This window comes from Ruegeria sp. O6 (genome assembly GCF_056535045.1).
The window spans coordinates 136,811-153,905 of record NZ_JBQERM010000002.1 but is presented as its reverse complement, the minus strand read 5'-3'; the positions used below and the strand labels follow the sequence as shown (position 1 = coordinate 153,905).

At 57.7% G+C, this 17,095-nt stretch carries 21 protein-coding genes and 1 tRNA gene; 13 read left to right on the top strand and 9 right to left on the bottom strand.

Going from position 1 to position 17,095, the window contains the following annotated elements:
• The first annotated feature begins 133 nt into the window (after window positions 1-133).
• The gene (locus tag ACR0DY_RS04020) at window positions 134-628 is read left to right on the top strand and encodes a winged helix-turn-helix transcriptional regulator (RefSeq protein WP_324169989.1); all 495 of its coding nucleotides are present in this window, start codon (window positions 134-136) and stop codon (window positions 626-628) included.
• Between the two features lie 32 nt (window positions 629-660).
• Here ACR0DY_RS04020 and pyk read toward each other — a convergent pair whose 3' ends face one another.
• Window positions 661-2,106, bottom strand: a complete 1,446-nt coding sequence (pyk, locus tag ACR0DY_RS04015; RefSeq protein WP_267365133.1) for a pyruvate kinase — start codon at window positions 2,104-2,106, stop codon at window positions 661-663.
• A 143-nt stretch (window positions 2,107-2,249) separates the two neighbouring features.
• Here pyk and ACR0DY_RS04010 point away from each other — a divergent pair, with 143 nt between their 5' ends.
• The 3 genes from ACR0DY_RS04010 (at window position 2,250) to ACR0DY_RS04000 (ending at window position 3,716) form a co-directional block, all read left to right on the top strand.
• Window positions 2,250-2,987, top strand: coding sequence for an N-formylglutamate amidohydrolase (locus ACR0DY_RS04010; RefSeq protein ID WP_480546171.1), 738 nt, complete (start codon window positions 2,250-2,252; stop codon window positions 2,985-2,987).
• A gap of 86 nt (window positions 2,988-3,073) precedes the next feature.
• Window positions 3,074-3,313 carry a DUF6868 family protein gene (locus ACR0DY_RS04005; RefSeq protein WP_480546170.1) on the top strand — a complete coding sequence of 80 codons (240 nt, stop codon included), beginning with the start codon at window positions 3,074-3,076 and terminating at the stop codon, window positions 3,311-3,313.
• A gap of 88 nt (window positions 3,314-3,401) precedes the next feature.
• Window positions 3,402-3,716 (top strand): DUF1244 domain-containing protein, encoded by a 315-nt coding sequence (locus ACR0DY_RS04000; RefSeq protein WP_480546169.1) that lies wholly within the window; start codon window positions 3,402-3,404, stop codon window positions 3,714-3,716.
• 40 nt (window positions 3,717-3,756) lie between these two features.
• On the opposite strand, the gene ACR0DY_RS03995 is transcribed toward ACR0DY_RS04000, so the two are convergent.
• The 3 genes from ACR0DY_RS03995 to dgcN all read right to left on the bottom strand — a co-directional run bounded on the left by ACR0DY_RS03995 (window position 3,757) and on the right by dgcN (window position 6,670).
• On the bottom strand, window positions 3,757-4,617 hold the full coding sequence (locus ACR0DY_RS03995) for a D-amino-acid transaminase (protein WP_480546168.1): 861 nt from the start codon (window positions 4,615-4,617) through the stop codon (window positions 3,757-3,759).
• A 10-nt stretch (window positions 4,618-4,627) separates the two neighbouring features.
• Window positions 4,628-5,593 (bottom strand): N-acetyl-D-Glu racemase DgcA, encoded by a 966-nt coding sequence (gene dgcA, locus ACR0DY_RS03990; RefSeq protein WP_480483812.1) that lies wholly within the window; start codon window positions 5,591-5,593, stop codon window positions 4,628-4,630.
• 75 nt (window positions 5,594-5,668) lie between these two features.
• Window positions 5,669-6,670 carry an N-acetyltransferase DgcN gene (gene dgcN / locus ACR0DY_RS03985; protein WP_480546167.1) on the bottom strand — a complete coding sequence of 334 codons (1,002 nt, stop codon included), beginning with the start codon at window positions 6,668-6,670 and terminating at the stop codon, window positions 5,669-5,671.
• A gap of 295 nt (window positions 6,671-6,965) precedes the next feature.
• Between dgcN and ACR0DY_RS03980 the strand changes: the two genes are divergently transcribed.
• The gene (locus ACR0DY_RS03980; protein ID WP_480483813.1) at window positions 6,966-7,928 is read left to right on the top strand and encodes an L-malyl-CoA/beta-methylmalyl-CoA lyase; all 963 of its coding nucleotides are present in this window, start codon (window positions 6,966-6,968) and stop codon (window positions 7,926-7,928) included.
• A gap of 51 nt (window positions 7,929-7,979) precedes the next feature.
• Here ACR0DY_RS03980 and ACR0DY_RS03975 read toward each other — a convergent pair whose 3' ends face one another.
• Together ACR0DY_RS03975 and ACR0DY_RS03970 are read right to left on the bottom strand one after the other, a co-directional pair.
• Window positions 7,980-8,558: a PA14 domain-containing protein gene (locus ACR0DY_RS03975; RefSeq protein ID WP_480487229.1), complete on the bottom strand. Its 579-nt coding sequence runs from the start codon at window positions 8,556-8,558 to the stop codon at window positions 7,980-7,982.
• 119 nt (window positions 8,559-8,677) lie between these two features.
• The gene (locus ACR0DY_RS03970; protein WP_480483815.1) at window positions 8,678-9,130 is read right to left on the bottom strand and encodes an Lrp/AsnC family transcriptional regulator; all 453 of its coding nucleotides are present in this window, start codon (window positions 9,128-9,130) and stop codon (window positions 8,678-8,680) included.
• A gap of 73 nt (window positions 9,131-9,203) precedes the next feature.
• Here ACR0DY_RS03970 and ACR0DY_RS03965 point away from each other — a divergent pair, with 73 nt between their 5' ends.
• Both ACR0DY_RS03965 and ACR0DY_RS03960 read left to right on the top strand, forming a co-directional pair.
• Window positions 9,204-9,791 carry a LysE family translocator gene (locus ACR0DY_RS03965; RefSeq protein ID WP_480483816.1) on the top strand — a complete coding sequence of 196 codons (588 nt, stop codon included), beginning with the start codon at window positions 9,204-9,206 and terminating at the stop codon, window positions 9,789-9,791.
• A gap of 194 nt (window positions 9,792-9,985) precedes the next feature.
• Window positions 9,986-10,948 carry an acetyl-CoA carboxylase carboxyltransferase subunit alpha gene (locus tag ACR0DY_RS03960; protein ID WP_480483817.1) on the top strand — a complete coding sequence of 321 codons (963 nt, stop codon included), beginning with the start codon at window positions 9,986-9,988 and terminating at the stop codon, window positions 10,946-10,948.
• A 3-nt stretch (window positions 10,949-10,951) separates the two neighbouring features.
• Here ACR0DY_RS03960 and ACR0DY_RS03955 read toward each other — a convergent pair whose 3' ends face one another.
• The 3 genes from ACR0DY_RS03955 to ACR0DY_RS03945 all read right to left on the bottom strand — a co-directional run bounded on the left by ACR0DY_RS03955 (window position 10,952) and on the right by ACR0DY_RS03945 (window position 13,569).
• Window positions 10,952-12,082 carry a lytic murein transglycosylase gene (locus ACR0DY_RS03955; RefSeq protein WP_480483818.1) on the bottom strand — a complete coding sequence of 377 codons (1,131 nt, stop codon included), beginning with the start codon at window positions 12,080-12,082 and terminating at the stop codon, window positions 10,952-10,954.
• Window positions 12,083-12,195: 113 nt separating this feature from the next.
• On the bottom strand, window positions 12,196-12,843 hold the full coding sequence (locus ACR0DY_RS03950) for a GntR family transcriptional regulator (protein ID WP_480483819.1): 648 nt from the start codon (window positions 12,841-12,843) through the stop codon (window positions 12,196-12,198).
• A 30-nt stretch (window positions 12,844-12,873) separates the two neighbouring features.
• The gene (locus ACR0DY_RS03945) at window positions 12,874-13,569 is read right to left on the bottom strand and encodes a M48 family metallopeptidase (RefSeq protein ID WP_480483820.1); all 696 of its coding nucleotides are present in this window, start codon (window positions 13,567-13,569) and stop codon (window positions 12,874-12,876) included.
• A 100-nt stretch (window positions 13,570-13,669) separates the two neighbouring features.
• Here ACR0DY_RS03945 and ACR0DY_RS03940 point away from each other — a divergent pair, with 100 nt between their 5' ends.
• The 6 genes from ACR0DY_RS03940 to ACR0DY_RS03915 all read left to right on the top strand — a co-directional run bounded on the left by ACR0DY_RS03940 (window position 13,670) and on the right by ACR0DY_RS03915 (window position 17,089).
• On the top strand, window positions 13,670-13,996 hold the full coding sequence (locus tag ACR0DY_RS03940; protein WP_267366159.1) for a TIGR02300 family protein: 327 nt from the start codon (window positions 13,670-13,672) through the stop codon (window positions 13,994-13,996).
• 143 nt (window positions 13,997-14,139) lie between these two features.
• A tRNA-Ala gene (locus ACR0DY_RS03935) sits at window positions 14,140-14,215 on the top strand.
• 880 nt (window positions 14,216-15,095) lie between these two features.
• Window positions 15,096-15,341, top strand: a complete 246-nt coding sequence (locus tag ACR0DY_RS03930; protein WP_480483821.1) for a hypothetical protein — start codon at window positions 15,096-15,098, stop codon at window positions 15,339-15,341.
• Between the two features lie 95 nt (window positions 15,342-15,436).
• Window positions 15,437-15,868: a c-type cytochrome gene (locus tag ACR0DY_RS03925; protein ID WP_480483822.1), complete on the top strand. Its 432-nt coding sequence runs from the start codon at window positions 15,437-15,439 to the stop codon at window positions 15,866-15,868.
• Window positions 15,869-15,878: 10 nt separating this feature from the next.
• On the top strand, window positions 15,879-16,220 hold the full coding sequence (locus ACR0DY_RS03920; RefSeq protein WP_480483823.1) for a copper resistance CopC family protein: 342 nt from the start codon (window positions 15,879-15,881) through the stop codon (window positions 16,218-16,220).
• Window positions 16,221-16,222: 2 nt separating this feature from the next.
• On the top strand, window positions 16,223-17,089 hold the full coding sequence (locus ACR0DY_RS03915; protein ID WP_480483824.1) for a copper resistance D family protein: 867 nt from the start codon (window positions 16,223-16,225) through the stop codon (window positions 17,087-17,089).
• Window positions 17,090-17,095 lie beyond the last annotated feature (6 nt).

Below are 17,095 nucleotides of genomic sequence, written 5' to 3'. Positions count from 1 at the left end.
TTGTTGTTAAGGCCGGGGCCCACGCCCCCGGCAGGGCGGCCGGAACTTGGAACTTTTCAACAAGACCGCCCTTTGGTAAGTATTAGGAAATTTCACTAGGAATTGGAGATTTTTTTGGGCCAATTTCAGTGTAATTTATCGTATTACGCCAAAAATACAGGGAATTTTACTGATTAGCAGAGATTTAGACAATATCGATCAACGCATCCTGCACGAGCTGGAGGCCAATGGCAGGCTCTCGATAGTTGAGTTGGCGGCGCGCGTGAACCTGACCAATACACCCTGTTCCGAGCGTGTAAAACGACTTGAGAAGAATGGCTATATCAAAGGGTACAGAGCCGTTGTCGACAAGGAAAGAATGGGGCTGGCACTGCTGACCGTGGTGCAGGTATCCCTGGTCGCAACTGCGGAACAATCCCTTGTGAAATTCAATGAAGCCGTTCGGAGTGTTCAGGAAATCGAAAGCTGCCTGATGGTGGCGGGCTCGTTTGATTATCTTCTGACCGTTCGAACGCGCGATATTGCGCATTTCCGGCTGGTGCTGGGCGAGAAGATCAACAAGCTGCCGGGGATACACCAGACCAGCTCTTTTACAGTTATGGAGATTGTAAAAGAGCCGGTTGGCTGACACGACACTCGGGCCCGAGTGTCGGCCTTCCGTTATTCCGGATCCGTGCTGTAGATCAGCCGTTCATCACACGGGGCCACGCGCAGAATGTTAGTCGTGCCCGGTACGTTGAAGGGGACACCGGCCGTAACCACGATCTGATCGGTTTCGGTTGCAAACCCCCCTGCCCGCGCCGCGCGGGCTGCGTTGACAACGGCGCTTTTGAACCGCTGGAGTTCGGGCGTCATGACGCAATTGCAACCCCAGCTCAGGCAAAGCCTGCGCGCAGTTCCCATCAGCGATGTCATCGCAATGATCGGAACACCGGGACGTTCGCGGGCTGTCAATGAGGCGGTCGTTCCGCTTTGCGTAAAGCAGCAGATGGCCTTGATATCGGTCTTTTCAGCAATCTCGCGGGCAGCCGCGACGATGGCATCGGCCACAGTGCTTCCTTTTGCCGTGCGGGACGCGGCGATAATCTGGGAATAGGTCGGGTCGGCCTCGACCTCGATGGCGACCTTATTCATGGTCTGCACAGCCTCAACCGGATAAGCACCTGCCGCCGATTCCGCGCTGAGCATAATGGCGTCCGTGCCCTCATAGATCGCGGTGGCCACATCCGACACTTCGGCGCGGGTGGGCATCGGGCTTTCGATCATGCTTTCCAGCATCTGGGTGGCGACAATGACCGGCTTGGCGGCACTACGGCACTTGCGGACCAGCCTCTTTTGAATGGGCGGCACCGCAGATACCGGCAGTTCCACACCCAGATCGCCCCGCGCCACCATAATCCCGTCCGACGCATCAAGGATGTCGTCGAACGCCTCGACCGCCGCCGGCTTTTCGATCTTCGACAGGATCGCAGCGCGTCCATCAGCCAGCGCCCTGGCCTCGAACACATCCTTGGCGCGTTGCACGAAACTCAGCGCCAGCCAGTCAACGCCCAACTGGCAGACAAACTCAAGATCACCACGGTCCTTCTCCGACAAGGCCGCAAGCGGCAGTACCACATCCGGGACGTTCACACCCTTGCGGTTCGAGATCGCACCGCCGACCTCAACTGTGCAATTGGCAAAGTCCTGACCACAATCTTGAACGATCAGACGGATCTTGCCATCATTGACCAGAAGGCGCGCGCCCGGTTCAAGGGCCGCGAAAATCTCGGGGTGCGGCAGGCACACGCGGGTGGTGTCGCCGGGAGCTGGATCAAGGTCCAGACGGAACGCCGCGCCCTCTTCCAGATCCTCCGCATCATTTGCAAAAACACCAACCCGCAGCTTGGGACCCTGAAGGTCAGCCAGAATGGCAATCGGGCTGTCCAGATCCTTTTCAACCTGCCGAATGATCTTGTGGCGTTCACGTATCTCGTCATGGCTGCCGTGGCTCATGTTCAGACGGAACACATCCGCCCCGGCCTCGTGCAGGGCGCGAATGGTGTCATAGTCACTGGACGCCGGTCCCAGCGTCGCCACGATTTTTACATTCCTCAGGCGTCGCATTGGTCTTGACCTCCTCATGCCGGTTCAGATTGCGCAGATCAGCTTTTGCAAAATGTTACCGCAAACACTGCTGTGGCGCTTATTGCGCAATTCCCTTTTTAAAGCAACTGCCCTACACCTGCGACAAACTAGATGACAGGCTTATGACTTACACCCCGTTTTTTGTTCACGGCGCGGATCGCCCGTCCCGATGGCTGATCACATGCGACCACGCAACCAACATCGTCCCCCCCGAGGTCAATGACGGAGACCTTGGCCTGCCGCGCGAGGATATGGAGCGCCATATCGCCTATGATGTCGGCGCGTATGAGGTATCAAAACATCTGGGCGAGATTCTGAACGCGCCAGTGATTGCCGCCAATTTCTCGCGCCTTGTAATCGACCCGAACCGAGGGGAAGATGACCCCACGCTGTTGATGAAACTGTATGACGGGTCGATCATTCCCGGCAACCGCCACGCCGATGCCGCCGAGCGCGAACGCCGCCTGAACATGTGTTATCGCCCCTACCACACAGCGTTGGCCGAGTTGGCGGCACTGCCACATGCGGTAATTGTGTCGATGCACTCCTTCACGCGCCAGTTGCGTGGACGTGACCCCCGACCATGGCACATTGGCGTATTGCACACCCCGGACGAGCGGTTCTCGCGTCCTTTGATCGAACGGCTGCAACAGGAAGATGACCTGTGCGTTGGTGTCAATGAACCCTATACCGGCGTTTTGCCGGGTGATGCGATTGACAAACACTGCACCGCTTTTGGCCGTCCCAATGCATTGATCGAGCTGCGCAACGACCTGATCGCCGACCATGCCGGACAACGGCATTGGGCCGAGCGGCTGGCGATAATCCTGCAAGAAGCGCTGGACACTAGCGACCTTTGACCGCAAGGTTTGCAGGGACATTCCACCCGTCACGCCATTGTGAGCAATGCCTCTGATCCCCATATAATGCGGGAAAGGGGATCGTCATGACACATGAGTTTCTGACAACGTTTTTCGGTTGGATGGCCACGCTTAATATCGCGGTTTTGCTGTTCACCACCGTCATGATTCTGCTTTTGCAGGACTGGATCGCTGGCATTCACGGCAGGATGTTTCAGATGGATCGCGCCGACGTGAAACGTGCCTATTTCAAATACCTTGCCAACTACAAGATTCTGACACTGATCTCTTGCATCATGCCCTGGCTGGCTTTGAAACTGATGTAGATGGCACCGACCACAAGCGCCGTTGTTGTAACGACACGGCAGGATTGTTAGGTCAGACGCAACACACACTGCCTTTCGGAGCCACACTATGGACAAGCAAACCGAAATCGAACTTCAGGCTGCGGCCTTCCGCCGGCTGCAAAAGCACCTGATGGAAGACCGTACCGATGTGCAGAATATCGACATGATGAACCTTGCTGGATTCTGCCGAAACTGCCTGTCGCGCTGGTATCAGGAAGCGGCCAATGAAAAAGGCATCGAGATGGGCAAGGAAGAAGCCCGCGAAGTTTTTTACGGCATGACCATGGATGAGTGGAAGACCAACTACCAGACCGAAGCCAGCCCCGAGAAACAAGACGCCTTCAAGGTTGCCTTCGAAGAAAATGTCACCAAAAAAGGCTGACGCCTGAGAAAAGGCCCGCCGCTGCAGCGGGCCTTTTTCTTCAGATCGCCGCCTTGCGGCTTTCGTCCAGATAAATCTCGCGCAAACGCTTGGCAATCGGACCCGGTGTTCCGTCGCCCAGCGCCACACCGTCGATCTCGACCACCGGCATCACAAAAGCACTGGCCGAAGTTGTGAATGCCTCGTCCGCCTCTTTGGCCTCGTCGATGGTGAACAGACGCTCTTCCACCACCATCTGCGCCTCAGCCGCCATCCGCAGCACGGCCTTTCGGGTAATACCGTGCAGGATATCGTTGGACAGAGGGCGGGTAACAATCTTGCCGTTCTTGACGAAATAGGCGTTGTTGCTGGTGCCCTCGGTCACAAAGCCGTCCTCGACCAGCCATGCGTCGTCGCACCCCGCTTTCTTGGCCATCATCTTGCCCATCGACGGGTAAAGCAATTGCACCGTTTTGATGTCACGGCGGCCCCAGCGGATGTCTTCGATCGAGATGATCTTGGCACCTTTCCTTGCCGCCGGGCTGTCAGCCAGCCCCGGCTTGTTCTGCGTGAACAGAACGAGGCTGGGCTGGGTATCTGCCGACGGAAACACGAAATCCCGGTCGCCATCGCTGCCGCGCGAAACCTGCAGATAGACCAGACCTTCCTCGATACCGTTCAGCTCAATCAGCTTACGGTGGATTTCCAACAGTTCATCCTTGGTGCAGGGCTCGGCCATCTCCAGCTCGTTCAGCGAGCGCTTCAGACGGACTGAGTGACCTTCGAAGTCGATCAGCTTGCCGTCCAGCACACTGGTGACTTCGTAGACCGCGTCCGCAAACAGGAAGCCACGGTCAAAAATGGAAACCTTGGCCTCGGTCTCCGGCAGATATTCGCCATTTACGTAAACGGTGCGGGTCATGTTCGTCTCCTCAACCCCAAAGTGCGGCCGCAGGCGGGTGCACTCCGGCGTCGTCAAAATCCAGCGGGGTGTCGCGGTCTTCGGCCAACAGAAGCGGGCCGTCAAGGTCCGTTACCATCGCACCCTGTGCCAGCAATGTCGCAGGTGCCATGGCTAGCGAGCTGCCGACCATGCATCCCACCATAATGTCATAGCCTTCGGCAATCGCCGCTTTGCGCAACTCCAGCGCCTCGGTCAGGCCCCCGGTCTTGTCGAGCTTGATGTTGATGACATCATATTTGCCCTTCAACTTGGGCAGGCTGGCGCGGTCATGGCAGGACTCGTCAGCACAGACTGGCACCGGGCGCTTCATCCCGATCAATGCGTCGTCATCTCCTGCGGGCAAGGGCTGTTCCACCAACGCCACGCCCAGCCGCACCAGATGCGGGGCGAGGTCGGCGTAAACCTCGGCCGACCAGCCTTCGTTTGCATCCACAATGATCTTGGAGTTCGGCGCCCCTGCTCGCACTGCCTCAAGTCGGGGCATATCATCGGGCGTGCCCAGCTTGATCTTCAGAAGCGGGCGATGCGCGTTCCCGGCGGCCTGCGCCTGCATTGCCTCGGGGGTGTCCAGCGACAATGTATAGGCGGTGATCTCGGGGCCGGGCTTGGGCAGACCTGCCAGGTCCCAGGCGCGTTTGCCGGTTCGTTTGCACTCCAGATCCCACAAGGCGCAATCCACGGCGTTTCGCGCGGCACCTGCTGGCAGCAGACCCATCAGCGACCGGCGGTTGACATCCGCGGGCAGACCGGCAATCTCGGCCTCTACGGACTCCAGCGTTTCGTCATAACGCGCATAAGGAACGCATTCGCCCCAGCCCTGATGAGTTCCGTCCGACACCCGAACCGTCAGCACCTTTGCTTCGGTTCGCGACCCGCGCGAGATGGTGAAGACCTGCGCCAGCCGGAACACATCGCGAGAAACCTCAATCTGCACGCACCCGTTCCTTCATCTTTTCCCAAATACTCACGCCGGAGGCGAAACAGCCCCGCCTCCGGCGCATTGTTCAGATCACATTGCGGCCAGCGCGTCCACCAGCTTGCCCGAACCAAAGCGGAACGGGTCGGTCGCAGGCAGGCCCATATCCGCTTCGATCTTGGCCAGGTAGGCGGTCGCGTCAGCCTCGGACATGTGCTGCGTGTTGACCGAAACGCCAACAACCTGACAATCCGGGTTTGCCACTTTGGCCAGTGCCAGCGCGGTGTCGCGCAGGGCCTCCAATGTCGGCAGTTGATAGGTTGGCAAGCCGCGCATATGCGCACGGGTCGGTTCATGGCTCAGGATCAGGGCGTCCGGCTGGCCGCCATGGATCAGTGCCATGGTCACGCCGGAATAGGATACGTGGAACAATGACCCCTGCCCTTCGATCAGGTCCCAGTGATCATCGTCATTGTCCGGTGTCAGCCATTCGACCGAACCCGCCATGAAGTCAGCAATGACTGCATCCAGCGGCACACCGTCACCGGTGATCAGGATGCCGGTTTGGCCGGTCGCGCGGAAGGTCGATTTCATCCCGCGCTCACGCATCTCGGCGTCCATCGCCAGCGCGGTGTACATCTTGCCAACCGAACAGTCTGTTCCGACGGCCAGACACCGCTTGCCCTTGCGCTTGATCCCGTTTGCAATCGGATAATTGATTTCAGGCACCCGCACGTCGTGCAGTTTCCGTCCTGTTGCTTCGGCAACCGCTACCAGGTCCGGCTCATCCCGCAGCAGGTTATGCAACCCCGAGGCCAGGTCGAACCCTTCCTCAAGCGCCATGACCAGAACCTTTTTCCAGTCCTGGCTGATCACACCGCCGCGGTTTGCCACACCGATCACCAGTGTCTTGGCACCGGCTTCCTTCGCTTCGGTCAGGGTCATGTCAGCCAAGCCCAGATCGGCCTTGCAGCCGTCCATTCGATACTGGCCCACGGCGTTTTCCGGACGCCAGTCCTTGATCCCAACAGCCACTTTGGCCGCCAATTGGTCGGGCGCATCGCCCAGGAACAGCAGGTACGGTGTCTCGATCATTGCGGTCACTCCTTTGATTCCGGGGCAGGCTAGAGAAGCGGTAAAACGAGCGCTTCGCGTTTTGGCCCGTCAACCACGGCCTATGCGCGAGTTTCTTGCGCAGTGTTCTCGATGTGCGCAAAAATCTTCGAAGTTTTTAAAGTGATTAAACTTTAATCACCCCACTCGGGCAGTTTTGAAGCTGCTTTCTGCAACCGCATTGCCGCATGTGCACAATCGCTCTTGCGCCGCACCGCGCAATTTAATACCTCATTGAGCAGGAAAATCGTAATTTCATTACTTAGACGAGGTCCAGATGAGCTTTCGCATCCAACCTGCCGCACCGGCGCGTCCCAATCGCTGTCAGCTGTTTGGCCCGGGGTCGAACACCAAACTGTTCCCGAAGATGGCAGCATCCGCTGCGGATGTGATCAACCTCGATCTTGAAGACTCGGTTGCACCTTCGGACAAGGATGCGGCCCGCGCCAATGTCATCGAAGCACTGAACACCGTGGATTGGGGCAACAAATACATGTCCGTTCGCATCAACGGATTGGACACCCCGTACTGGTATCGCGACGTTGTCGATGTACTGGAACAGGCGGGCGACCGTCTGGATCAGATCATGATCCCCAAAGTCGGCTGCGCGGCGGATGTCTATGCGGTAGACGCACTGGTCACTGCCATTGAACGCGCCAAAGGTCGTGCCAAACCGATCAGCTTCGAGGTTATCATCGAATCCGCAGCTGGCATCGCCCATGCCGAAGAAATCGCGGCCTCCTCGCCCCGTTTGCAGGCTATGAGCCTGGGAGCTGCGGATTTTGCTGCCTCGATGGGGATGCAGACAACCGGCATCGGCGGCACGCAGGAAAATTATTACATGCTGCACGAGGGTGCGAAACACTGGTCCGACCCATGGCATTGGGCACAGGCCGCCATCGTTGCCGCGTGCCGCACCCATGGCGTGCTGCCAGTCGACGGGCCCTTCGGTGATTTCAGCGATGACGAGGGGTACATTGCGCAGGCCAAACGCTCGGCCACGCTGGGCATGGTCGGTAAATGGGCGATCCACCCCAAGCAGATCGCGCTGGCCAATCAGGTGTTCACCCCATCAGAAGAAGCCGTGTCAGAGGCCCGAGAAATTCTCGCCGCGATGGAACAGGCCAAAGCCAATGGCGAAGGTGCGACAGTTTACAAAGGACGTCTGGTCGACATCGCGTCGATCAAGCAGGCCGAAGTGATCGTGGCACAGGCCGAACTGATCGCGGCCAACGGCTGAGAAACAAAAAAAGGCGCCTGCCCTGGCGCCTTTTTCAGGTGTTTTCTGGCGTCACCGCCCAAAGACAGCATTCGGCGTCCAGGTGAACCTTTCGCCTTTTTTACCCGACTTCATCATCAGGCAGGATGTTCCAAGCTTCTGGAAATAGATAATCTTGAGCGGGTACCACCCGGCCTTGGGCACTTCGACTTCGGTCCGCTGGTTGGCCTCGCAGCCCTGAATACCCGTGACATAGCCGATATTCTGGCCTCCGACGAATGCTTCTATCCCGTCATTCGACCAGGTTTCCAACTCGTAAACCCCAGGCGAGTCGAACCGCATATATCCCGTAATCTCGGCGGCAACATTGTAAGCTCCGTCAAATGTCATGACATTGTCACCCTGATTGGTGTCCCTGTAATCCAATCCCTGCAGCGGTTGCCCAGGCTGTGCTTTGGACAGCATGCTTTTTGCCTGACTCAGATCGCGGATCTTCTTGTGTTGATTGCCCGTGCCAATGTATTTCACATTCAGCCCTGCCTTCGGAGAAGGCTGCGGGTTGGCAGGTTGCAGTTTCAGCGGGGCAGACAAGGCAGCCCCGGCAACCACTGACAAGGCAACTGCGGCCGCCACTGTTCGAACGCGTTTCATCGTAATCTCCCTGTTTGCGTGCCGTTATGGCTGTGCATATCCCCTGGCAACGTCATTTCCACGACATTAGGCCGTGAGTTTTCGCCCTGCAAGTGAGTGTGCCTTCACAATTCAAGACGTCACGCCCGTAAATTCTTGGGCGAACCCATAACCACATAGGATGTGATCGAGGTGACATGCGGCAGCGTTCCCAACACCTCGGTATGGAAGGTCTTGTAAGACGGCAGGTCTGCACATTCGACCCGCAGCAAGTATTCGATTGTTCCTGTTATGTTGTGGCACTCGACAACTTCCGGCGCTTGTTGGAGCGCGCGTTCAAACCCCTCCTGCGCGGCCTTCGTATGCTCGCCCAGCCCTACACCGATGTAGGCGACAAAGCCGATACCCATCGCCGCCGGGTCCAGCACCGCGCGATACCCCGTGATCACCCCGGCCCGCTCAAGTTCTTGCACGCGGCGCAGGCAGGCCGAAGGGGAAAGGCCCACACGCTCGGCCAGATCCAGATTGCTGATCCGTCCGTCGCGAGATAGCTCTTGCAATATCTGGCGGTTTATCCGGTCATTTTTCATCATTGATTGCACAACTACAGGAAACACGCACAAAAAAGCAATTTCATTTGCCGCAGCGCGGACAATACTTCGCCCCATGACTTATGACATCCTGATGGCCCTGATCGCCTTTGCCTTCGTAACCTCGATCACACCGGGGCCGAACAACCTGATGCTGATGGCTTCGGGGGCGAATTTCGGCTTTCGACGCTCGATCCCGCATATGTTGGGCATTGGGCTTGGCTTTACCTTCATGGTATTGCTTGTCGGCGCCGGTCTGGTGCAGGTCTTCGACCGGTATCCCGTCAGCTATACAGTGCTGAAAATCCTGTCGGTGATCTATCTGCTCTATCTGGCCTGGAAGATTGCACATGCCGCGCCGGCAAACAGCGCCGAGGCGACCGGCGTGCCGATGACATTCCTGCAAGCCGCAGCGTTTCAATGGGTAAATCCAAAAGCCTGGGCCATGGCCCTGACCGCCACCACGGCCTATACGCCAGATCGAACGATGTATGCGATTGCCATCGTTGCGTTTGTCTTCGGAGCCGTCAACTTACCATCGGTCAGCACATGGACCGTTTTAGGACAGCAGATGGCACGAATGCTGACGAACCCGCGCAGATTGGTCATATTCAACTGGACAATGGCTGTGCTGCTTGTGGTTTCGCTCTATCCCGTGCTTTAGCAGGGGTGAATTTCCTCAAAGGTCGATATCAGCGATTGTTTTGCTGGGCATGTCGGGAATGTGCTGGCAAGCAAATGAATCTCTCAATCTGATCAACGGCTTTTGACATGAACGACGCCGCTTCAGTGTCATCTAGTTGCATCTGAGGCCAGCCAGCGGCATATAGCTAGGAAATTTTACGCAGATGAGGCGTCATGACCCAGTATCTGGATTTCGAAAAACCGCTGGCCGAGATCGAAGGCAAAGCTGAAGAGCTGCGCGCGCTGGCTCGTGCCAACGAAGAAATGGATGTGGCCGAAGAAGCCGCCGCGCTGGATGCCAAAGCCTCCAAGCTGCTGGATGAACTCTATCGCGACCTGACACCCTGGCGGAAGTGCCAGGTGGCGCGTCACCCGGAACGCCCGCATTGCAAGGATTACGTGGACGCACTGTTCACCGAATTCACTCCTCTGGCCGGAGATCGCAATTTTGCCGATGATTTGGCCGTTATCGGTGGTCTTGCGCGCTTTAACGATCAGCCGGTGATGGTGATCGGCCACGAGAAAGGCAGCGATACCAAGTCGCGTATCGAACGTAATTTCGGGATGGCCCGCCCCGAGGGCTATCGCAAGGCCGTGCGTCTTATGGAGATGGCGGGGCGTTTTGGACTGCCTGTCATTACCCTGATCGACACCGCTGGCGCCTATCCCGGCAAAGGGGCCGAGGAACGCGGCCAATCCGAGGCGATTGCCCGGTCGACTGAGATGTGCCTGAAAATCGGCGTGCCGCTGGTTTCGGTCATCATCGGCGAAGGCGGCTCGGGCGGCGCTGTGGCGTTTGCGACCGCCAACCGCGTGGCGATGCTGGAGCATTCGGTCTATTCGGTGATCTCGCCGGAAGGCTGCGCATCGATCCTGTGGAAAGATGCCGAAAAAATGCGTGAAGCGGCCGAGGCACTGCGTTTGACGGCACAGGATTTGCACAAGCTGGGCGTATGTGATCGGATCATCCCGGAACCCAAGGGTGGTGCACATCGCGATCGTCCGGCAACGGTTGAGGCGGTGCGCAAGGCCATCACCGCCATGTTGACTGAACTGGACGGCAAGGATGGGGCGGCCCTGATAAAGGACCGCCGTCAGAAATTCCTTGATATCGGATCTAAAGGGCTGGCGGCGTAACCGTCAGCCACCCAACCTGCGCAACAACGCAACCGAAGGCTCACCTGTCACGGGCAGACCATTGGCGCTCTGATACGCGCTGATGGCTGTGGTGGTGTTGTTTCCGATCACGCCATCTGCACCTTGCGTGTCATACCCCGCAGATGTCAGGCGGCGCTGCAATTCCTTGCGGTCGTCCAGTGTCAGCCCGTTTGCATCCGGCCCGAACGAGGCCTGAAACGGCGCGCCGCCCGCGATCCTGTCCGCCAGATGACCGACACCAATCGCGTAGCTGTCCGAGTTGTTGTAGCGTTTGATCACCTGGAAATTGCGGAACACGGCGATGCGGGGGCCAGGTTTTTGCGGCTGCAATACGGCCACCGGAGTACCGGAAACGGTTCCGGCCTCTCCGCCCCAGGGTTGGCCCCGCACCCAACCTGCACGCGCCAGATAAGCAGCGGTCGAAGCCAGCGAATCTGTCGGGTCGTCTGACCAGATGTCGCGCCGCCCGTCGCCGGTGAAATCCACGGCATAGGCAAGATACGAGGTCGGAATGAACTGCGTGTGCCCCATCGCCCCGGCCCAACTGCCAGTCATGTTAGCGGGCGTGGTATCGCCGTTCTGGAGGATTTTCATCGCCGCGATCAGCTGGCTTTCAAAGAACTGCCCGCGCCGGCCATCATAAGCCAGCGTCGACAACGCCGATACAACAGGCACATCACCGCGGCGCGCGCCATAGCGGCTTTCCAGCCCCCAGACGGCCACGACGATTTCCTTATCCACGCCATATTGCGCCTCGATCCGTGACAGAGTGCCGTTATGTTGCCGCAGCATCTGCTGGCCGGTGCTGATCCGCTCGTCCGACGCCGCGATGGCTAAGTAATCTTCGAGGCTGCGCTTGAATTCGACCTGATTTCGATCGCGTTCGATTACGTCGGGCAAATACCCGGCCCCCTGAAAGGCGCGGTCAACGGTCGTCCGGGAAATCCCCTGCGACACTGCCCTGCCCTTGAAACCGGCAACCCAGGCATCCCACCCGGCATTGGGGACTGCCCGCATCCGGGATGCAGGCGTGCTGGACGGAGTGGCGCCACCCGTGCAGGCGGCCAAAAGCGTTGATCCGAGGCAAATGGAAAAGGTCCGGCGAGTAATCATGGTTTGGGTCTGCTCTTGTTTGTGATTTGCCGCAAGAATAACCCAGCCGGGTTGCGCAGGCCAGAACCGTGACACCTTGGAAGGGCGCTGTGTCGATGTCGGCAGGAAGCCGCTCAGCTGACCAGCAAACGCAGCCCTTGCGTCACATCCGAACGCACTGCCAGCCGCAAGCCTGGCTCGTCGCCTGCCTTGAGCGCGGCGATGATCAGCTTGTGATTATGTGGCGGCTCTGCGCGTCTGAGACGCCCATAAAGCGCCCGCATCGTCGGCCCAAGTTGCAGCCAGACGGTTTCAGCAATGGCCAGCATCGCAGGGGCCTGAGCGCGCAGATACAGGGTTCGGTGAAATTCCAGGTTCGAGCGGATATAGCCAACCGCATCCCGTTTGGTCACCATCTCGGCAACCGTCATGTTGATGCTCTGCAACCGGTCTATCAGGGCCATGTGTGCCCTGGGCAAGGCCCGGCTTGCCAGTTCGACCTCAAGCAATGCGCGCAAGGCAGCCAGTTCCTCAATCCGGTCATTCGTCAACTCCGGGGTTGAAACCCGGCCCGATGTGGACAAGAACAATGCCCCTTCTGCGGCCAGGCGGCGCACCGCCTCTCTCGCCGGGGTCATTGAAACACCGAATTCCTTGCCGATGCCCCGCAGGGTCAGGGCCTGCCCCGGTGCCATCTCACCATGCATGATCCGGGATCGCAGCGCCCGGTACACCCGGTCATGTGTTGCGGTCTGGGTTTCGGAAGGGCGCGCGGTCAACATATGCTCATGTGATCACAAAAAGGCGCCACGTCAACTCGGCTCGGTATCAAATCTGTAGCGATGCAACTCGGCCCCGTTGTCGCGCAACCAGCGGCGGGGCGGCTTATACGGGCCAAATATCTTTTCGACCTGCGCCCAGAAGGCAGGTGAGTGGTTCATCTCGGCAAGATGTGCCACCTCATGCGCCGCAACATAGTGCAACACATCAGGAGGCGCCAGAATAAGGCGCCACGAAAACATCAATCCGCCATGCGAGCTGCACGACCCCCAACGCGACCGCGTGTCACGCAGGCTGAGTGTCGTGTACGAACGCCCCAGCATGGCTGCATAATCATCACAGGCTCCGGTCAACCGGTCCCGCGCCAGTTCCTTCAGGAACCGGCCCAACCTGCGGGCCTCGGCTCCTGTGGGCACGGCAACCTCATCTGCATTCAGCAGAACCCGCCGCCCGGTTGCAGGAACGATTCGGCGCGCTTTCCCTTCGATCGGGATCACTTGCCCAAACTGCACGGTGGTCATATCGGGCCGACCCTGAAGATGCTGCCGGATCCACCCTTCTTTGGTGCGCGCAAAACTCAAGGCCTCAGATTCCGGCACGCCATTCGGGTAAGTCAACGTGACGCGCCCATCCAGCTGGGAGATTCGCAGGCTGATACGCCGCGCCCGAGCCGATTTGCGCAATCTCAGTGGCACCGGCGGTGTCCCTGGCAATGCGTGCTCTCCCATATCGCGACCTCTCTTGCGCAAAGACTTTGACAGTGCCCTCTGCCTGTGGCAGGTGAGCTGAATCATTTAGACGACTCACCTGATATCAAGGGGATTTGACATGCCCAAGGAAGAATGGGGCGTAAAGCGTGTTTGCCCGACAACCGGTAAGCGGTTTTACGACCTGAACAAGGACCCGATCATCAGCCCCTACACTGGCGAGATCGTGGAGCTTGAAACATCCAAAAGCCGTATGATCTCGGCGGATGCAGAAGACGCAGCTTCGGTCAAAGCACGTGAAAACACGGCGGATGACGATCTGGTTCTGGACGATGATGACAACGTCGACGTGGATTTGGATGACGATCTGCTGGACGATGATGATGACGACAATGATGATGTTTCTCTGGACGACATCACCGACATGTCATCAGACGACGACAACTGACCAAGTAAAAGGCGATCCCCAGGGTCGCCTTTTTCACCTGAGGAGCAGCCCGGGTGAAAATTCGCGCCCGATTCAAACTTTGGACTTGCACTCGCTGCCGCTGTCTCCTAAACGTCCGTCCACCGTACCGATGGTACAATGATGGGGCCTTAGCTCAGTTGGGAGAGCGCTTGCATGGCATGCAAGAGGTCAGGGGTTCGACTCCCCTAGGCTCCACCAAAACCTAACAATACAACCAGATAGCAAGCATTAGAGCGGTGTGACACACAGGTGTGACACAAAATGAAGCTGTATGCATATCTCTCTCTGTCCCGACACGGCATCTACTACTTCCGTTGGCCCTTGCCCGACACAAGACCAAGCACCAAACGTCGGGCAGTGCATTGATCTGTCGCCCACCAGCCCCGGAAAACATCATTCCAACGGATCAGAGGCCGACGATGCACTAACAATCAAACTGGACCAGTCAGATGAGGCTGTTCACTATCAACAGCGGCCTCGTGATCACCAAACATAAACTGGCTAAACTGGTTGTTTGCGAGTGCGCCTTTGCTAAGTAGCTTACTCAAACGCCCCACAACGAGCTTCGCCGATAGCGTCATGGTGAGGTCCATAGCAACCCTCTGCACCATGGCCGTGCCAGTCACCGTGGTGATGCCTGTCCGTGCATGCGGCCATAGCTATGAGTATAGCCAAAAACGCCACCGTTCCCCGGGTTGCTTTTATGCTGATGCTCTGACCCATTTGCGAAGCACCTTGCCAACAACTTGGCAAACTACGCTTTGACACATGTCAACACTCAACCACAGCGTCGCCCAAATCACTGCAGTTAGGGGGGTATTAAGACGGTCCTTCTCGTGTTGCTGTCTAGGAAAAGGGGAAGCTTCAATCAATTGTCCGAACAAAAAACTGGTCGTGATCCGAAAAACCAAAGGGCTGGCGTTGTCATGCTTGGTCTACTGCAGTAGCGTCCTGAACCATGGTCATCCGACGATACTCACTATTGGTACTCGCTGGCATTCTGGTCATCCTGACCGGGCTTGTTGGCGTTGCTCACGCGCGATCGGATGGCTGCATCGGTCTTGGCTGTGAAAGCCACATGCAATCGGCAGAACACATTTTCGTGGCGAATAACAGCATCGCCAAATCGACCCTACACAGCCACCACGACCCGGACAATTCAGGAACCGGCGAGTGTAATCCCACTATCTGCCAAGCAGTTGTTTTGCTCGCCCAAATCGGGGAAGCCGCGAAGAGTCAACGTGAAATTGCACCCGAGTTCCAGGTTGGAGCCCAAGCCAAGCCGATTGAGCCGGATAACCCTTACAAGCCCCCTGACTTTTGAAGCAGCGTAAATCCTTGCGAAATTCTGCGACCTGCGCGTGCCGCTGTTCGCAGTGAATCGCAGCACTACCAGCTTCCAAAAGTCAGGATCAACTCATGAGAAAAAGTCTCTTATTCATCGGCGCAGGCACCGTCGCAGCCGTCGCCGCTTTCATAACCCTTCGGCCCGGCCCAATCGAAGAGGCCACATCGCCAGAGACAGGCACAGGCGGCGCCATAGTCGCAATTCAGATGCCGCCAATCGAGGGCAACGCAGTAATCGGTCAGCGTGTCTTTGATGTCTCTTGCGCTGCTTGCCACGGCGTCAATGCGGTCGGTGTAGAAGGCGCGGGACCGCCTCTGATCCACAAGATATACGAGCCCAGCCACCACGCTGACGAAGCCTTTCAGAGGGCGGTTTCACAAGGTGTAAGAAGCCATCATTGGCAGTTTGGTGACATGCCGCCGGTCGAGGGATTGACGCGAGGTGACGTTGCCATGGTGATCGCGTACATTCGTGAAATTCAACGTGCCAACGGAATAAATTGAGGACAGGACCATGAAAAAGATCGTAACTCTCGCAATCATGGCTGCTATTCCCAGCGGGGTACTGGCGCATTCCAAGGCCGAAGAAACGACACCTGCCAATGGGGCGACTGTAACCTCTGTGCCCGCTGAAATTGGCCTCAGCTTCACCAAGGACATCCGGCTGACGCGGATAGAGATGGCCCATGAAGAACACTCGGCAGTAAGCCTAGATTTGGGGGACCAGACAAGTTTTAGTCAGGAGTTCACGATCCCACTGCCGGGCAATGGAACCGGCACCTATGTCATCGAGTGGCGTGGTTTAGGTAAAGACGGCCATGCGATGCAGGGCGAGTTTTCCTTTTCCGTGGAATGAGCATGCCAGACATTTGGGGAGTTGTCGCAATCCTCGCAAAGCTGGTGCTCTACATCGGCTTTGCTGGGTCCACCGGGCTTGTCGCCGTTAAGTGCCTTTTTTCCGAACTAGTCGCGCCGGTAAGCCTTGCGATGAAACGCCAAGCCTTGGTCTTGGCGTGGCTTTCCCTCGCAGCAACGGTATTTGGTTTCATGCTCCGAGGAGCCGCCTTAACGGGCGGAGTTGACGGCATGGTCGATCCAGAGATGCTTGGCTTGCTTTGGCAGACCTCCGTAGGCGACGTACTTGCTTATCGCCTTTCAGGCGCAGTTTTGATCCTTGTGGGACTGTCTGTTCCTCGCTTTGGTCTATGGATCGCGCTGTTGGGTGGCACATTGGCCATGTGGTCCTTTGCACAGATCGGACATGTACCGGAACTGGAGAGTGTTGGCGTCCAATTGTTGCTGCTGTTGCACCTGCTGTGTGTGGCCTTTTGGGTGGGTATATTTGGCCCGCTGCGGAGTATGGCTCTCATGCCTGAACACCTGACAGATGCAGCAGTGTTAGGGCACAGGTTTGGACAGGCTGCTGCACTTATTGTGCCAACGCTAGTCACGGCGGGTCTGTGGATGGCTTGGTTGCTTGTCGGCAATCTCCAAGGGCTCTTGTTCACCGGCTACGGGCAGACGCTTTTGATCAAGGTGTTTCTTGTGGCACTGCTGTTGATCCTCGCCGCTGCCAACAAGCTCCGATTTGTTCCGGCCATGCAAAGTGGAGAGGCAATAGCAGCGCAACGCCTCGCCCGATCCATCGAGGTTGAGGCAATAATCGTATTAGTGGTGCTGGCGACAACGGCGACACTCACGAGCGTACTAACGCTTCCGAGTTAAGGTAGG

What these genes read in the sequence shown, in the direction of transcription:
- ACR0DY_RS03930 (WP_480483821.1), top strand. Translation starts at nt 15,096, where the DNA reads ATGCAATCGGCAGAACACATTTTCGTGGCGAATAACAGCATCGCCAAA.
- ACR0DY_RS04000 (WP_480546169.1), top strand. Translation starts at nt 3,402, where the DNA reads ATGGACAAGCAAACCGAAATCGAACTTCAGGCTGCGGCCTTCCGCCGG.
- ACR0DY_RS03940 (WP_267366159.1), top strand. Translation starts at nt 13,670, where the DNA reads ATGCCCAAGGAAGAATGGGGCGTAAAGCGTGTTTGCCCGACAACCGGT.
- ACR0DY_RS03960 (WP_480483817.1), top strand. Translation starts at nt 9,986, where the DNA reads ATGACCCAGTATCTGGATTTCGAAAAACCGCTGGCCGAGATCGAAGGC.
- ACR0DY_RS03955 (WP_480483818.1), bottom strand. Translation starts at nt 12,082, where the DNA reads ATGATTACTCGCCGGACCTTTTCCATTTGCCTCGGATCAACGCTTTTG.
- ACR0DY_RS04010 (WP_480546171.1), top strand. Translation starts at nt 2,250, where the DNA reads ATGACTTACACCCCGTTTTTTGTTCACGGCGCGGATCGCCCGTCCCGA.
- dgcN (WP_480546167.1), bottom strand. Translation starts at nt 6,670, where the DNA reads ATGATCGAGACACCGTACCTGCTGTTCCTGGGCGATGCGCCCGACCAA.
- ACR0DY_RS03965 (WP_480483816.1), top strand. Translation starts at nt 9,204, where the DNA reads ATGACTTATGACATCCTGATGGCCCTGATCGCCTTTGCCTTCGTAACC.
- ACR0DY_RS04005 (WP_480546170.1), top strand. Translation starts at nt 3,074, where the DNA reads ATGACACATGAGTTTCTGACAACGTTTTTCGGTTGGATGGCCACGCTT.
- pyk (WP_267365133.1), bottom strand. Translation starts at nt 2,106, where the DNA reads ATGCGACGCCTGAGGAATGTAAAAATCGTGGCGACGCTGGGACCGGCG.
- ACR0DY_RS03925 (WP_480483822.1), top strand. Translation starts at nt 15,437, where the DNA reads ATGAGAAAAAGTCTCTTATTCATCGGCGCAGGCACCGTCGCAGCCGTC.
- ACR0DY_RS03950 (WP_480483819.1), bottom strand. Translation starts at nt 12,843, where the DNA reads ATGTTGACCGCGCGCCCTTCCGAAACCCAGACCGCAACACATGACCGG.
- ACR0DY_RS03945 (WP_480483820.1), bottom strand. Translation starts at nt 13,569, where the DNA reads ATGGGAGAGCACGCATTGCCAGGGACACCGCCGGTGCCACTGAGATTG.
- ACR0DY_RS03915 (WP_480483824.1), top strand. Translation starts at nt 16,223, where the DNA reads ATGCCAGACATTTGGGGAGTTGTCGCAATCCTCGCAAAGCTGGTGCTC.
- ACR0DY_RS03970 (WP_480483815.1), bottom strand. Translation starts at nt 9,130, where the DNA reads ATGATGAAAAATGACCGGATAAACCGCCAGATATTGCAAGAGCTATCT.
- ACR0DY_RS03975 (WP_480487229.1), bottom strand. Translation starts at nt 8,558, where the DNA reads ATGAAACGCGTTCGAACAGTGGCGGCCGCAGTTGCCTTGTCAGTGGTT.
- ACR0DY_RS03995 (WP_480546168.1), bottom strand. Translation starts at nt 4,617, where the DNA reads ATGACCCGCACCGTTTACGTAAATGGCGAATATCTGCCGGAGACCGAG.
- ACR0DY_RS03980 (WP_480483813.1), top strand. Translation starts at nt 6,966, where the DNA reads ATGAGCTTTCGCATCCAACCTGCCGCACCGGCGCGTCCCAATCGCTGT.
- ACR0DY_RS03920 (WP_480483823.1), top strand. Translation starts at nt 15,879, where the DNA reads ATGAAAAAGATCGTAACTCTCGCAATCATGGCTGCTATTCCCAGCGGG.